The organism is Terasakiella pusilla DSM 6293, from assembly GCF_000688235.1.
GTDB classification, from domain to species: Bacteria; Pseudomonadota; Alphaproteobacteria; order Rhodospirillales; family Terasakiellaceae; genus Terasakiella; species Terasakiella pusilla.
This window is the reverse complement of sequence record NZ_JHYO01000019.1, coordinates 27,947-42,003: the sequence shown is the minus strand read 5'-3', so window position 1 is coordinate 42,003 and position 14,057 is coordinate 27,947. Positions and strand designations below refer to the sequence as shown.

General features: G+C 49.5%; 21 protein-coding genes. 1 reads left to right on the top strand and 20 read right to left on the bottom strand.

What is annotated here, in order from left to right; translation table 11 throughout:
* Genes Q397_RS0113435 through Q397_RS0113385 form a run of 11 tightly spaced genes read right to left on the bottom strand, consistent with a single transcriptional unit; the run spans position 1 to position 6,526 of the window.
* Positions 1 to 627 (bottom strand): type III secretion HpaP family protein, encoded by a 627-nt coding sequence (locus Q397_RS0113435; protein ID WP_028879855.1) that lies wholly within the window; start codon positions 625 to 627, stop codon positions 1 to 3.
* A gap of 13 nt (positions 628 to 640) precedes the next feature.
* A complete protein-coding gene (gene sctO, locus Q397_RS0113430) occupies positions 641 to 1,114 on the bottom strand; it encodes a type III secretion system stalk subunit SctO (protein ID WP_038013955.1) in 474 nt (157 codons plus the stop codon).
* 2 nt (positions 1,115 to 1,116) lie between these two features.
* Complete coding sequence (sctN, locus tag Q397_RS0113425) at positions 1,117 to 2,439, bottom strand: type III secretion system ATPase SctN (protein ID WP_028879853.1); 1,323 nt, start codon at positions 2,437 to 2,439, stop codon at positions 1,117 to 1,119.
* Positions 2,436 to 3,065: an HrpE/YscL family type III secretion apparatus protein gene (locus Q397_RS22555; protein WP_051610018.1), complete on the bottom strand. Its 630-nt coding sequence runs from the start codon at positions 3,063 to 3,065 to the stop codon at positions 2,436 to 2,438. Before Q397_RS22555 ends, sctN begins: the two co-directional genes overlap by 4 nt.
* Positions 3,044 to 3,688 carry a SctK family type III secretion system sorting platform protein gene (locus tag Q397_RS0113415; RefSeq protein WP_028879852.1) on the bottom strand — a complete coding sequence of 215 codons (645 nt, stop codon included), beginning with the start codon at positions 3,686 to 3,688 and terminating at the stop codon, positions 3,044 to 3,046. The genes Q397_RS22555 and Q397_RS0113415 overlap by 22 nt, the downstream gene beginning before the upstream one ends.
* Positions 3,689 to 3,690: 2 nt before the next feature.
* Positions 3,691 to 4,455, bottom strand: a complete 765-nt coding sequence (gene sctJ / locus Q397_RS22550) for a type III secretion system inner membrane ring lipoprotein SctJ (RefSeq protein WP_051610017.1) — start codon at positions 4,453 to 4,455, stop codon at positions 3,691 to 3,693.
* An 11-nt stretch (positions 4,456 to 4,466) separates the two neighbouring features.
* Positions 4,467 to 4,919, bottom strand: coding sequence for a type III secretion system inner rod subunit SctI (gene sctI / locus Q397_RS24260; protein WP_051610016.1), 453 nt, complete (start codon positions 4,917 to 4,919; stop codon positions 4,467 to 4,469).
* Positions 4,920 to 4,962: 43 nt separating this feature from the next.
* Positions 4,963 to 5,328, bottom strand: a complete 366-nt coding sequence (locus Q397_RS0113400; protein ID WP_028879851.1) for a tetratricopeptide repeat protein — start codon at positions 5,326 to 5,328, stop codon at positions 4,963 to 4,965.
* Positions 5,329 to 5,359: 31 nt separating this feature from the next.
* Positions 5,360 to 5,752 carry a CesT family type III secretion system chaperone gene (locus Q397_RS0113395; RefSeq protein WP_028879850.1) on the bottom strand — a complete coding sequence of 131 codons (393 nt, stop codon included), beginning with the start codon at positions 5,750 to 5,752 and terminating at the stop codon, positions 5,360 to 5,362.
* A gap of 15 nt (positions 5,753 to 5,767) precedes the next feature.
* On the bottom strand, positions 5,768 to 6,187 hold the full coding sequence (locus tag Q397_RS24255) for an ATP-binding protein (protein WP_051610015.1): 420 nt from the start codon (positions 6,185 to 6,187) through the stop codon (positions 5,768 to 5,770).
* Positions 6,188 to 6,190: 3 nt separating this feature from the next.
* On the bottom strand, positions 6,191 to 6,526 hold the full coding sequence (locus tag Q397_RS0113385) for an STAS domain-containing protein (protein WP_028879849.1): 336 nt from the start codon (positions 6,524 to 6,526) through the stop codon (positions 6,191 to 6,193).
* A gap of 115 nt (positions 6,527 to 6,641) precedes the next feature.
* On the opposite strand from Q397_RS0113385, the gene Q397_RS0113380 reads away from it, so the two are divergent.
* Entirely contained in the window at positions 6,642 to 7,142 is a 501-nt protein-coding gene (locus Q397_RS0113380) for a hypothetical protein (protein WP_028879848.1), read from the top strand.
* Positions 7,143 to 7,145: 3 nt separating this feature from the next.
* Here the strand turns inward: Q397_RS0113380 and sctB are convergent, their stop codons facing one another.
* The 9 genes from sctB to Q397_RS0113335 all read right to left on the bottom strand — a co-directional run bounded on the left by sctB (position 7,146) and on the right by Q397_RS0113335 (position 14,053).
* Positions 7,146 to 8,027 carry a type III secretion system translocon subunit SctB gene (gene sctB / locus Q397_RS0113375; RefSeq protein ID WP_028879847.1) on the bottom strand — a complete coding sequence of 294 codons (882 nt, stop codon included), beginning with the start codon at positions 8,025 to 8,027 and terminating at the stop codon, positions 7,146 to 7,148.
* 13 nt (positions 8,028 to 8,040) lie between these two features.
* Positions 8,041 to 9,111 carry a type III secretion system translocon subunit SseC family protein gene (sctE, locus tag Q397_RS0113370; RefSeq protein ID WP_028879846.1) on the bottom strand — a complete coding sequence of 357 codons (1,071 nt, stop codon included), beginning with the start codon at positions 9,109 to 9,111 and terminating at the stop codon, positions 8,041 to 8,043.
* A 1-nt stretch (position 9,112) separates the two neighbouring features.
* The gene (locus tag Q397_RS0113365) at positions 9,113 to 9,595 is read right to left on the bottom strand and encodes a SycD/LcrH family type III secretion system chaperone (protein WP_038013953.1); all 483 of its coding nucleotides are present in this window, start codon (positions 9,593 to 9,595) and stop codon (positions 9,113 to 9,115) included.
* Positions 9,596 to 9,650: 55 nt separating this feature from the next.
* Entirely contained in the window at positions 9,651 to 10,457 is an 807-nt protein-coding gene (locus Q397_RS24250) for a hypothetical protein (protein ID WP_156950724.1), read from the bottom strand.
* A gap of 41 nt (positions 10,458 to 10,498) precedes the next feature.
* Entirely contained in the window at positions 10,499 to 11,038 is a 540-nt protein-coding gene (locus Q397_RS0113355; RefSeq protein ID WP_028879843.1) for a hypothetical protein, read from the bottom strand.
* 15 nt (positions 11,039 to 11,053) lie between these two features.
* Positions 11,054 to 11,368 carry a hypothetical protein gene (locus tag Q397_RS0113350; RefSeq protein ID WP_028879842.1) on the bottom strand — a complete coding sequence of 105 codons (315 nt, stop codon included), beginning with the start codon at positions 11,366 to 11,368 and terminating at the stop codon, positions 11,054 to 11,056.
* Between the two features lie 154 nt (positions 11,369 to 11,522).
* Positions 11,523 to 12,128, bottom strand: coding sequence for a hypothetical protein (locus Q397_RS0113345; protein WP_156950723.1), 606 nt, complete (start codon positions 12,126 to 12,128; stop codon positions 11,523 to 11,525).
* A gap of 218 nt (positions 12,129 to 12,346) precedes the next feature.
* Entirely contained in the window at positions 12,347 to 12,871 is a 525-nt protein-coding gene (locus Q397_RS0113340; RefSeq protein WP_169737999.1) for an RNA polymerase sigma factor, read from the bottom strand.
* Between the two features lie 180 nt (positions 12,872 to 13,051).
* Positions 13,052 to 14,053 (bottom strand): ABC transporter substrate-binding protein, encoded by a 1,002-nt coding sequence (locus Q397_RS0113335; protein WP_038013949.1) that lies wholly within the window; start codon positions 14,051 to 14,053, stop codon positions 13,052 to 13,054.
* Between the last annotated feature and the right edge of the window lie 4 nt (positions 14,054 to 14,057).

Below are 14,057 nucleotides of genomic sequence, written 5' to 3'. Positions count from 1 at the left end.
TTATAAAAAGCCGCCGTCGTCGTCCTCATCAGGATGATACTGCTGTTTGTTGCGCGATTGTCCATCCTGATCGCTTTGGCGCGCTTCGTCGTCAGACATTACCTTGACTTCAACGTTATCACCCAGCCGCTTGCTGAGTTCATTCTGCATATCACCGCTGCGCTGATGCAGCATATTAGCGCTATCCACATTACCTGACACAAATGTGATCTGGGTTTTACCATCGACCACACTGACGCGGACTTCGGTATTTTGCAGCATCCCGTCCTTTAACTGGATACGCACCTCACCGGGGGAGTTTACATCTCCTTTGGCGACCATCACCCGACTGGCAATTTCCTGGGCCAATTCGCCCAACTGTCCGGCCTGACCAGCCCCCGCCGCTTGCTGAGGCGCTTGTACGCCCCGGCTCATGCCACCCAAAATACCCGCACCGGGGCTAAAGGGCGACGCGTGCTGTTGCTGTTCGGGGTTTTGTCCACCTTCTTTTCGACCTTCATCGCCGCGTTTTTTCATGGCGCTGCGGAAGTCCTGCTGGTTTTCTTCCGATGGTCTTGTTTGCTCATTCGCGCGGCTATCGGCGGGGCGGCTGTTTTGGGTGCTATAATTACTATCTACTGATTTCATCGCTTCCACTCTCTCAGAAAGACAGACGATCAATCGGACGGAACTCTTCCAGTGCCAAGTCCTCTTTCTCCTGCGCTTTCAAATATTCCTCTGTCTTTTCAATTTCGACAAGTTCTTCAAACTTTGAAACTTTCATCATGGCGGCATCCAGCTCCAACTGGGCTTCTTTCACCCGTTCGCCGGCAACCTCCTTCTCTTTTTCCGCTTCCCCAATTGCCAAAAACAACTGGCTTTCGCGGGCCCTCAAGTCTGATATTTTTTCTTTTAGTTCGTCAATTTCGTCTAACTGCACCAGCTTCTGTTCGATCTCGTCATAGAGCCGATCCTGTTCGCTCACCACAAAACGGGCAAAGTCCTGATGTTTGCGTTGCGCTGCTTGCACGGCCTCCACCGCCTGATCATACACCAACCGTTTGGCCCGAAGCTGTGATTGCGCCTTGTCCTTTTTGCGCACCTTTAATTCCAAGATGGTTTTAAAAGCGCTCATGATCACACAAGGTTCATCAACTGGGCGATGGTTTCATCATAATCCGCTTGCTCGTCCGTCCTCTGCTTCAGGAAGGTGACAATCGCGTCGTATTTCTCCAAAGCTTCATCAGCGACCCGATCGGCCCCTTTCTGATATTCCCCGATGCGCACCAGCAGCTCGACCTCTTCATATTTTGCCAGCAGCTCACGTACCCGACCGGCCTTGGCCTGATGTTCTTTGGTGGTAATCGCATTCATCACCCGTGAGGCACTTGCCAACACGTCCACTGCCGGATATCGATAGGCTTTTGCCATCTTACGCGACAGGATGATGTGCCCATCAAGGATAGACCGGGTTTCATCCGCAATCGGCTCGTTCATATCATCGCCTTCCACCAAAACGGTGTAAAGCGCAGTGATCGATCCTTTATCATTCATCCCCACCCGTTCCATCAAGCGCGGCAAGGTCGCAAACACAGACGGCGGGTAGCCCCGACGGGTCGGTGGTTCACCCGCTGACAGGCCAATTTCACGCTGCGCGCGTCCAAATCGGGTCACGGAGTCCATCAAAAACAAAACTTTCTTGCCCTGATCACGGAAATATTCAGCAATACTGGTCGCCACATAAGCCGCTTTGGCACGTTCCATCGACGATTTATCGGAGGTCGCGCAGATCAGGATGGATTTTTTCATCCCTTCCGGCCCAAGGTCATGTTCAATAAATTCCCGGACCTCCCGCCCGCGTTCCCCAATCAGGGCCATGACGGTCACATCCACATCGGCACTTTTCACCAGCATGGCCATGAGGGTACTTTTCCCCCCACCGGCCGCGGCAAAAATCCCCATACGTTGCCCTTCCCCACAGGTGAGGATCGAGTCCAGCACCCGTACCCCCAACGCGAGGGGCTTTGAGATAATCTGGCGGCTCAACGGGTCCGGGGCGTCCTGATAGACCGGATAATATTCTTCCACCTTCAACGGACCTTTGGAATGGGTATCCAACGGTTCCCCCATCCCGTTGAGCACGCGACCCAACAAGCCGGGGCCAACCCCGACCAGATGCATTTTACCCGTGGGGATCACTTCCGTGACCGTTGAAATCCCGTTCATTTCCCCAATCGGGGTCAACAGCGCGGCATCTTGGGAAAAGCCGACAACCTCAGCCCGCAACTCAAAATCTTCGCCCGGATTGCGCAGGATACACAATTCCCCCAGCTTGATGGACGGCACGACGGCTTTGATGATGGTGCCTTGCACCTGCAAGACCCGTCCGGTCACGCGTAAGGGCTGAACGTCTTTGACGACCGCCTTTAAAGACTGTTTGATGTAATCCAGCCGTTTCACGTTTCCACCTTATCGCCGATTGCTTTCTGGAAGGCCATTTTCAGCGCATCCAACTGACCATCTAAACTCGCATCCACGATCCCGATCGGGCTTTCAATGATACAGCCTTGATCGTTCAGGCGGCTGTCTGGCTGGACCTGCAACTCAAGGATCGCCGGATACAGCGCCAATATTTCATTGAGCTTATCGTTCAGGACTTCAACATTTTGCGGAGCAACGCGCACGCTGACTTTCTTTTCACTACGCACCACTTGTAAAGCATTGCGCACGACCTTGACGATCAGGTCATGAGCATCAATCCCGGTGACCACTTTTTCAAGCGCTTCCGTGACGATGTTGACGATGTCCTGCTCCACCGAGGCCAGATACTCCACGGTTTGCTCCACCGTCGTGATCATTTGCTCGGTCATTTCCATTTTTGCTTCAAACAGACCATCTTCATAGCCGCGCTGTTTTTCACTTTCATAGAGGCTCTCTGCCTCTTTGCGGATTTGTTCCGCTTCGGCCTTTGCCGCATCAAGGACAGCATTTGCTTCCAAAAGCGTGGCATAGTCCGATGCCTTCAGAATTTTCTGATCTTCGACTGCGGCAAGCTTGTCTGTATTTAATTGAATATAACGCGCCATGATGGGCAAGTCTCCCGAATGATCCGCTGTAAAAGCCGTTTTGCCTCGTCCTCGGACAGATTAAAATCACTCTCCTGAAAATCATCCTGATAGTCTCGAGGTAATTTCAGCATGATCCGCTTTAAAAAGGCGGAGTCCAGTTTCTGCCAGATCGCGCTTAGGCGTTGTACGCCACCACGCACATATTCATCCGCACCAAACGTGGGATCAAAAACCCGCACATTCTCTTCTGGCGACAGCATCAACGGTGCTTGATGGAGACAAAACAGATAATCCTCCTCCCCCAGCACCTGACGAATTTGACGCACCTCATCACCAGAAATCCGGCTGGCGATATCCTTGCTGTAATATATCAAGGACAGCCGTTTTAGGACGCTCAATAACGCTGGCGCATCCATCAGACATAGTTTTTCCTGCCACCCGATATCTGGTGTCAGGATAAAGGCAGGAAGCTCGAAGGCCTGACAGAGATAACTTTCCAATCGTCCCTTGGTGCGCGGGCACTCTTTGAGTTTTTCAAACAAGCCGTGCGCGATCACCTGTTCTCGCCAACTGGCATCACAGTATCCGCTGGGAAAAAAGGTCAAAGCATGTAGACGACGACTAAACTCTGTTTCCTCCATCCTTATGCCTCACTGGCTTCAGGTGCTTCCCCTTCCTGACGGTTTTTCTTGAGGTAGAGATACCCCAGAACGCCTGTCGCAATTGCAAACAGCAACGCCAGCGCAAACAGCCCATAGACCAGCGCCGGGTTGTCGCCCGTCAGTTCCGCCATAAATCCATCGGAAGGTTGCTTTTTACGAACTGGGATCATGCCCTTAGAAGGAAACAGGACCACCGATATTTTTTTGTAATCCAACTCTGCAACACTATTGGCGACCATTTCCTTAATTTGCGGAATGTAGGAACTAAAATCATAATCCTGCTGGTGCTTGATAAAGACAGCAGCGGAAGCGGGCTTAACCGTCTTTTCTTTTTTATCCGGCAAAACCACATGCACCCGAACGGCAATCGCCCCATCCAGTTGAGAGATCGTGCCCGTCAATTCCTGTGAAATCGCATAAACAAGGCGGGCATTTTCCTCAGTGGGCGTTGAAATCAAACCATCTTTTTTAAAGATATCACCAAGATCAGACACCTCATTGCGCGGCAAGCCACGGCCTAACAGCAACTCAATCGCCTGATCCTGCTGCGTCTCTTCAATCAGGATGTCAATGGCGCCATCTTTTGCCGGCCGTTTCTCCGCCTCAAGGCCCGCGCGCAACAAGATGGCCAGCATCTCGTTGCCTTCTTTTTGCGACACACCGGTATAAAGATCAACTTTACACCCACTTAAAACCCCTAGGGCAACCAAAAACAGGGCTACTTTTACAAAATTAAATCGCTTCATTCGCTTTTTCTTTATTGGCCTTTAAGCAGGGTGTCCACGTTCTGACTGGTCTTGGAGGCCACTTTACCCATCAAGTCCTGTTGAAGTTGCACTTGTTGCAGTTTCATTTGCAGGTTCATCATTTCCTTGGCAGACAAATCACCACTGGCACCGCCCAAAGCCTGTTCAGCCTGCGCCATAACCTCTTTATATTTGGCATTGGTGTTTTGCAGGTTATCCAGAATTTTGGTCCCCATGGTCGTCTCTCCGGTCTGATCAACCTGGCCGGGACGTTCTGGCGCCTGGGTTTGCTGCGCCTGGTCAACACCTTGCGCCCCCTGATTCTGCTGCCCGCCGTTCATTGCATTTTTAAAGGAGTCGACATCCTGCTGGTTGGCATCCATGCCACCGGATTGTGTCTGCTGCTCGCTGGCTTTTTCTGTGACTTTTTGCAGCATCTGCTGCACATTCGAGATATCTACCATGTAACGTCTCCTTTAACGAAGGAATGAAAGACGACTATTGAACTTATGCAAACAATGCGTTTGCAAATTCTTTCGCGGCACTGTCACCGCTGCGGTGCAATTGATCAACAACGCGATCACATTCACCACCGCGTCCGGCAAGCTTTAGCGTCATTGCCAAAATCATCTTGGCTTGCAGGCAATCCGGATTAATCCGCAACGCATCATCACGTAAAACCTTGATGGCCTCGTCATGCTTTTCCGAGGTTAAAAGTGTAACAGCTTGCCCGATATAGGCATATTCTGACTCAGGGCGTACCGCTAACACACCCTCAAAAATCGTTTGTGCCTGCTTTGTCATGCCACCATTGGCCGCCAGAAAGCCTGCTTCCATCAACACTTTAAGATCGTCTGTCGAAATATTATCCATTTTATATTGGGCCCGTTTTCTATTTTAGAACTTAAATTTTCGAAATAATTTCAGAAACATATTCAAAGTCATCGACGGTCTGGTCGATCACTTCGTTGATCTGTACCGCCGGCACACCGTCGATATCGATCATCTGAAACAGAAAGTCCTCTCCCGTTTCCAGATCATGCGTAATCGTTGTCGTCACCTGATCCTGAATGGCGCTTGAAACCTTTAACAGGGTTTCGTGGCGTTCCTGTTCCGACACATCTTTGTCGCTACCTAAGAGTTTCATGCTCATCATCAGGCGGTTATCCTGCTGCGGCGTAAATTTTACGACCAGATTTGCATCAAACGGAAAGGTCCAGCCGCCCTCTTTTTGCTCAGGGACCGGTTCTCCCAAATGTGCGCAATAATTCCCGATTACCTCTGCTGCCTTAGACATCTTATCCTTCAACATTCATTGCAAATCAAAACTCAACGCGACGACATTGTGCCGTCCTATATATGAGTAACAATAACTCTCACTAAGTTGCTTAACAAAATACACACCCAGTCCACCGATCATCCGATCTTCCAGATCCGCGTCGATATCAGGCTCTTTGACTTCTTCAAAAGGGTTAAAGGCGGGGCCGTCGTCTTTAATAAAAACTTTCAGCTTTTTGCCCTCTTCGCGCACGTCCAATTCCACGCTGACGCTGCCTTTTTCATTTTCGCCATATTTGATAATATTGGTGAGCAACTCATCCAGACACAGCATGACATTCTGTCCAAGCGCGCCGGAAAGTTCCCCTTTCTGGACGGACACTTCGACTTCATCCATCACCTGTTTCAAGTGATCTGTCCGGGCTTCAAACCTGTGTGTCATGGAAAACGTCATGGATTAACTGCCTAGAGCACCCATCGCAGCAGCCTGATCATCATAAAATGTCAGGATCTTGTTAAAGCCCGACATCTGGAAAACCTCCATCACCTCCGGCTTAACGCCACACAGGCCATAGGCTGCCTTGCGTGCGGTCATTTTCTTCGCCCCGATCAAAATAACGCGAAGCCCCGCACTGGATACAAAAGCCACATCGCTGAGGTCCAGAACCAGTTTTTCTTCACTATCAAACAACCCGATCGCCGCAGCTTCCACGTCTCCAGCGGTTTGCCCATCGATCCGGCCTGATAACATCAGGACTTTGACGCCGTTTTCAGTTTTCTCAGCAATATTCAAAAGACTTCTCCCTCATGGTCGCGCTGTCATTCTATATAAGTAACGCTAAAAACCTTTTGGTTTCACAGAAAGTAATCTTTAATATTTTCATCAGCAAAAATGACAGGATATCGCCATGACCGCGCGACTGCTTATTAACGATCCAATTAAAGTGACACTGGAAGATCTCGGTCTTCAGGTAACCCCCTTTAAGCTTTCCCCCCACAGCGCGCCGCTGGGTTGGTGCTTTGAAGTCAACAATGCAAGCTTTGTCTATCGCTGGGTTAATGACAATGAAGTCACAATCGTGGAATATCGCCAATCTGCCGTGCAACAGGGAATAAGAAATCCCTTTGCCGAATTCGTCTGGTTTTTGAACTTTCTATCTGACCCGAAGTTCAATCTAACCACCATCAGTGGGGCGGTTCATCCGCTGGAGCGCGAAGAAAACCTGCCGCGGGGGTTAGGACAGGACCGGATCCTTAAATATTACAAGTTTTTGGGCGGTGAAACCGGTGGCGTCGAATGGGTGGCCCGCAAAATGCGCCTGAATGTCGAGGTTTATCGTCGTAAAAATCAAAAACGAATTCCGCCAAAGGCCCTCCCGATAAGTGGAAAGCCCTTGGCGAAATCATGACTTTTAGGCACGCATGATCGTGCGCATAGAGTCGGCGTTTGCTTGTTCCAATGCTGCGAGCTTGGAGCGAATATCCGCCATCATATCTTTGACGGAGTTGGCAAACTCGTTCATTTCCTGCATGGAGTGCTGAAGCTTTTCAGCCTCTTTTTCATGCAACTTCGCATCAGTATCACTGCCGGAGGCCGTCAATTCAAACGGTGCATTCGCCATCTGGCTGACGCCTTGTGTTGCCCCTTGCAGCACTTGGCCCGTATTGCCAGCTTGTTTTGCCGATGCTCCAAAGCTTGCGGCATCGGCCTTATAGCCCTTGGCAATAGCAGAGTTCCCCGCGCCAGCATCGTTCAGCTTCTCAAACTTGGCTTGCGCCTTGCCTGCCGCCATATCCGACTTGATGGACTTCGCTGTTGAGGCCATACTCGCCACACTCATGCCAATGGACACAGCCCCACTGACCATCGCCCCGACAAAGCGCATCATAGCAGCCTCTTTCATGTCGGAAACCTGTTTATCGATTTCACCCATACGGCCTTCCAAGGCCGCCAGGCGCATTTCCTTGCCAGCTTCGCGTTGTTCAATGCCCAATTGGTGCATCAAGACAAACAAAGCCGCCATATCCGTCGGTGAGGTCTGGCCCATCTTGGTCATCGCCCCTTGCGCTGCTGTCAGCGCTTCTGGCGTAACCTGCCCCGGTGTCGGCAAAGACACCCCGGCAGCAGCCAAAAGATTTGGCGGCAGTTTATCCAGGCTATTTGATGGGATAATGACAACGCCATTTTCAATACGGATATTTAGATTTTTTTCCTGCGCTTCTGGCGAAGTCGCGTAGTTTTGGAAATCTGAAACCACCCGTGGGGAGAGATTATTAAACGATACATCCGTCATGTTCTGTCCTTCCTTACGCTTTGTTCATCTGGCCAACAAGCTGACCCGTTGAACTGTCCTGACTGGACAAAATATCCATTACGGTCGAAACTGACTCTTCCAGTTCCTCAACCACTTTCTTGATGCGGTCGGTCTCTTCTTCCATTTGGCTTTGCATCTTAGCGATCATTGCCTGAAGCTTGAGATGTTCTGCACGCGAGTCTGTCGCATCTTTCTCATAAGACGCCTTTGCCATACTGGAAACAGATCCCCCGATGGTAGACGCTGCCGAAACCATGCTGGACGCTTTAGCGATTGTGCCCGCAACCTGCGCAGCTTTTGCTGCTGCTTGCGTTGCCTGCGCTGTAGCTTGCGCCGTTGCGTTCGTAACCGCACCGCCGCTACCCGCGCCCCATGTGACCGCGACGATCACGACCGTAATCGCAATACCAGCCACAATATTGGCCGCTGTTTCATCCATGCCCAAGGCTTCCAGACCTTTTGCAATGCCTGTGGTCAAGCCACCAACAACGCCCCCTTTCATCACCTCGCCAACATCGCCGCCGACGGCGTTGCCCAATGCTTCGTAGGCACCGGACATGCGTAATGCACTATCCACCGCCAACGCCAACATAATCCCGCCAGCGGCCGCACCGCCACCTGTCGCAATCAAGGCCGCCCCTGCAATCGCCAAAGCCGCCGTTGCGATCCAGCCAAAGACTTTACCAAAGACACCGGCTTTCTCAGCTTTTTCGGCAGACTTGGCTGCTTCTTCCAGCTTTTTGATGGCTTCAGCGTGCTGGTCTTCTTTTTTAGACTTATCCGCTTCGATTGATTCTTTAGAGGTATTGATGGTTTCTTCGCTCAATTTGCTGCGAATTTCCAACAGAAGCAGCGCGGCCTGATCACCCGTCATACCGGGTTCTGCCAATTTAGGTAAAGAACCGCTGGCCCCTGCCCCGCCCGGCATTGTTGTTGCCACCTGCGCCTGAGTAACAGAGCCTTTTGGTCCCTGCGTCCGCTCGACCGATTGGGTTTCATCAAGAGATTGTGTTGTCAGGTTGGGATTGACGCCCCCACCACTATTAACATTAATACCGGACATATCATGCCCCCTTTTGCTCGCGTACAACGCTCAACAGAGCTTCTGCACGTGCTTTCGTCGCCGCATGAGCAACATTTTCACCGGACCAATGGATCGCAGATTCACAACCACTTTCGGCCTTATCAAGATTGCCCATGGACAAGTAGCACATGGCTGCCTGCAAAGACGGGGTCGGGTCTTCCACATCCAGAACGGCAGTCATGGAATAGGCATCAACCGCTTCAGCGAAATTTTTAAGTTGCTGATGACAGGCTGCCGCACCCAACCAAAAGCGCTTGTCCAGATGAGAATAGAGGCACAAAAAACCAAACACTTTCAACGCATCCTGATATTTGGCATTTTCAAACAGATTGTACGCAACCGTGTAGATTGCCTCAATTTCCTGTGTCGTCAGGCCACGGATATCGCCAAGCGTCTTTTCGCCACTCAGCAACTGATCAATGATTTGGCCCAACTCTTCTTCGTTCAATTCGACTTCTGACATGTTCTTTCCTTAATCACGTATATTTGCACAGGCTTGCGCGGATAAATCGCGCAGCCTAGCGCATGTTGCTGATCACTTTGTCCATTACACCGGACAGTTTATTCATGATATTGCTGCTCATTTCAAACGCTTGATTACGTTTGTTCATCAAACTTTGCAGACGGATCATTTCCAACTGAGATGTGCTATTCAGACCATCTGCATGGGTTTTCATATGCTCAATGGCTGAATCCCAATCCTGTTCGCTAACACCATACTCCCCTTTGGAGATGCCATTACCAACGGGCAGGTTATTTTCTTTCGCCCAATCCGCCATGGAAACCGTTGTGCCATCTGCCATGGTAAATTCCCGCGGCGAGGGCGGCTGAAGATCGTCACCATAAGCTTTAAAGTTTTTGATCAGGATGTCCCATTCCCCGGCCTGATGAATGTCATCGCCATTATCAACCCAGTCCTTGAGAGAGATACCGCGATTATCGGCCCATTCCTGCATGGTGACTTTTTCACCATTTGGCATGGTAAAGGGTTCGGTATCGCCATGTTTGTTCCAGCCGCCCCCCGCGACCTTGCCACGGAACTCCTGCGCTTCCCCCATAAAATGATCGTACATGGCTTTTTCTTGGGAATAGGTGCCGGCTTCATCCTTGATGCCACGCGCTTCCGCCATGAAAAAATTGGTCATTTTGATTTGTTCATTGACCTGCTTCATCTGATTGGCCTGATCTTTCAACTGACCTTCCAGACTGTCCGCACGTTCCAATGACAACATCATCATCAACGTCCCAACATCAAAGTCACCCTGACTTTGAGACGCACCATATACTATTCCTGAGCCACTCAGGCCACCGATTGGATCGCTCATCTCTCTCGACCTCCCATTTTCAATTTCAGCTTAGGCAACACTTAACGCATGTTGCCAATAATCTTATCCATGACACCGGACAGCTTATTCATGACGTTACTTGCCATTTCGAAAGCCTGATTGCGTTTGTTCATCAAACTTTGCAACCGGATCATTTCTAGCTGCGACGTACTGTTCAGGCTATCAGCGTGGGTTTTGATGTGTTCAATATTCACATCCCACTCGCCCTTGTTATGCTTGGTATCGTTACCCGTCGTATCTTTGGACACACCGCGCGACTTGAAGAATTCTGTCATGGTCACGGTTGTCCCATCTGCCATCTTAAACGGTGTCGCACTTGACTCGTTGCTGACCTCGTCACCGGCAGACTCTTTCAAACGGCGCGCTTCTGCCATAAAATGGTTGGCCATTTTAATTTCGTCATTGATGTTTTTCATCTGATTGGCCTGATCTTTCAACTGGCTTTCCAGACTATCCGCACGTTCCAGCGACAACATCATCATCAACGTGCCCACATCAAAGTCACCCTGACTTTGGGAGGCGCCATATACAATACCTGAACTTCCGACTGCATCTACCATCTTAACTTCCTTCCCTTAAACGGACATGCGAGAACCGCGACGCGCGGAACGTTTTGCAGGTTTGTTGAAACGGTTTTGGGCTTCCATGCGATCAGCTTCAGCTTGCACGGCTTCATCAATCTTGCGGTTTTCTTCTTCAACCGCCTTCAATTCATCCGCAGACATTTCGCTGCGGGCGCGCTCAATCGCCTCACCCAACTGCGTGCGTGAGATACCCATTTCCTGAAATAAATGCTCTGTTGATTTTTCAGTGGATTCAGCCTGTTTGATGGCTTCATCTATTTCTGCAACCCACTTTTCGTCAATCATTCCGCTTTCTTGATTCAACACATTCAGTCTCCTCATTAACCTAATTAATAAACATCAACAATTTGCGATCCGGATCATCATCACTTACGCTTTGCTGTTGTTTATATGTAACGAGAAAGGCCGATGGGTTTCTTAAAAGGCGAAATAAATTCCAAGAAAAAAGATGGGCGGTTCATCAACCCTTGTTTTGCAAGAGATCGGCAAGACGTCCTTCAAGGGCGTTCAATTGATCCGCTATATCTTGCTGAAGATCAGCCCCACCTGGTACACCGAACACGGCGCCAACCAGCATTGATGTCATATGGATTTGAGACGACGCCATTGCAATAGCGCCTGCTTCTAGCGGGTCCATCCCCTTGGCTTCCAAAGCCTCTGCCATTTTGTCTGCCAGCTCGTCAAAAGCAGCTTGGAGTTTTGGACCATCCAGCACCTTCATCAACGGAGTTTGCAACACTGATGCATTCAGGGCGGACACATCCCCCGTATTCACATCCAGATCACGCATCCAGTTGACAAGCTGTGGATTACCCTGCCCCCCTTCCACTTGCTCCCGCAACGACAAAAACGGGGCTAGTAACTCGTCCACGTTGACAGGATTTTGTGCAGGTTGGCCTACCGACGACGTCTGGGGTGCCCCATCCAGCTTTGACAAGGCAGCATTCAGGGCTTGTGCGTCAAACGCGCCAAGCGGTTGCGGTACGACATCGCGGACCTGTGTCGGAATACCACCCGAAGGGCGCAGGTTTGCGTTCTCCATAACCGGCGGCGGTGATTTAGACACACTTTTCGCCTGCGCATTCTGGGAAGCAGCAACGTTATTCGAGCCCTCAACGTCCTGAGTATTGGACGGCACTATCTGCGGTCTATGATTGATATTGATCAAAATAGACATCCATTTGTTTTATTTCTCGAAGCATGACAATTCGAGGCCATACATTGTTCTTAGTAACGCTTTATATAGGAAAGTTTCTAAAAAATATGCCGTAAATTTCAATATTTTTACAAATGGTCTTGCATTTGCTGGCGCAGCGCCTGCCTGACGCGAAAAATTCTACTTTTAAGTGCTGAAACAGAGCATCCGTGACGTTGCGCCACTTCTTCATAAGTCTGTCCGTCCACACTAATGGAGAGGATCATATCTTTGGAATCGCTAGGTAAATTGGCAAGCGCATCATTCAGAGAAGTCATAAGTTCTTTCGCCTTATTCTCCTGCTCCGGCGTTTTACGCGTGTCCTGAATTTGATCGAGATATTCACCACCGACAAAATCATACTTCTTGTGGACACTACGGCTCAGGTAGTTTCGAATAATATTGTACGATATCCCAATGAGCCACGTAGAGAATTTAGAATTCCCCTGAAATTTCTGGATACTCAGTTGCGCTTGGATAAACGTCTCCTGAACCAGATCTTCCACCTCGTCCTGTGCACCTGTTTTAGATTGCACAAATCGGATCAGCTTTTCGCGATTTTGAATAAACAAAACCTCCAGCGCGTCAGAATCGCCAAGTGCTGCAGCTTTCACTAAAGCTGAATCATCCTGAGTATGCTTTTGCTCACACAACATATGTTACGAAACTGCCCGATTTCGAGGAACGCCTATTTTTTTATTGTGCGAAAGTATAAAATTTCGCACAACACTTGTAAAGATATACAAACATTACGCTTATATAATCTACAGATTTATTCTTTGATTAATTCCAGGTTACTTATTCACCAAATCCGCAAACCTTAGCAATTGAATTGGGGGAAATTTTTCCAACTTTCTAGCAGTATCCATATTGATTATAAAGGAATATCTGGACAAAGATCGCACTTCTACGTCGATCGGCTTCTTACCTTTGAAGATCACCTGCTCGGCCTGAAGGCCAGCCAGTTGCCCAATATTGTAATACCTGTTCGCAACTGCAAGTAATGCATGTGAATTACGAACAAAAATCTCGCTCCCCGCAGCCACCGGAATACGGGCATCTAGCGCCGCTTGCGTAAAAATATCTCGATTAGAAGTTATAAATGAGCTGGAGCCGACATAAATGATATCGACCTTTTCCTTTTTAAATTCATCAACCATCGTCACTAAAGATTGCTTGTCCGGCTGTCCATTTTCATCAACACTTACCGCCTTTGCAACCAGCTCAAACCCCAGCTCATCCGCCAATTTTTGCAGTTTTTGCGCATTTAACACCGAGTTCAATTCGTCATTATTGTAAGCCAACCCGATCCGGTCGGCTTTTAGGTAAGTTTGGATGGCCCGAATTTGCACATCTTCGGGCACTCGGTTGTGCGTTCCGGTGACAAATTCCCGTCCGGAGCTGCTATATTCGCGAATCAGCTTAGCTCCGACAGGATCGGCAACGATCATAAACAAGGAGGGAATCCCGGAAAGAAACTTTTCTGGTGTCTCGGTATCGTAGGGGCCAATCATCCCCCGCGACGTCGATGTCCCCCATGTCACCACAAGGTCAGGCTTGATCTCCATCGCTTCTGTCACGAAATCAGCCAAAACATCTTTATCTCTATTGGCGTCTCGTACCGTAATTTCCACATCCAGTCCACGTTCGGAAAAATATTCTTTAAAGCCACGGCAAGCATCCTCACAGCCGCGCCAGACGACCATATAAATCTGCTTGGTCTTTGCCATCGCATCCAGACTTGGCAACGTCAGGACCATACCGAGGAAAAGGGAAAAGAAAATTCGTTTCAACATAGTT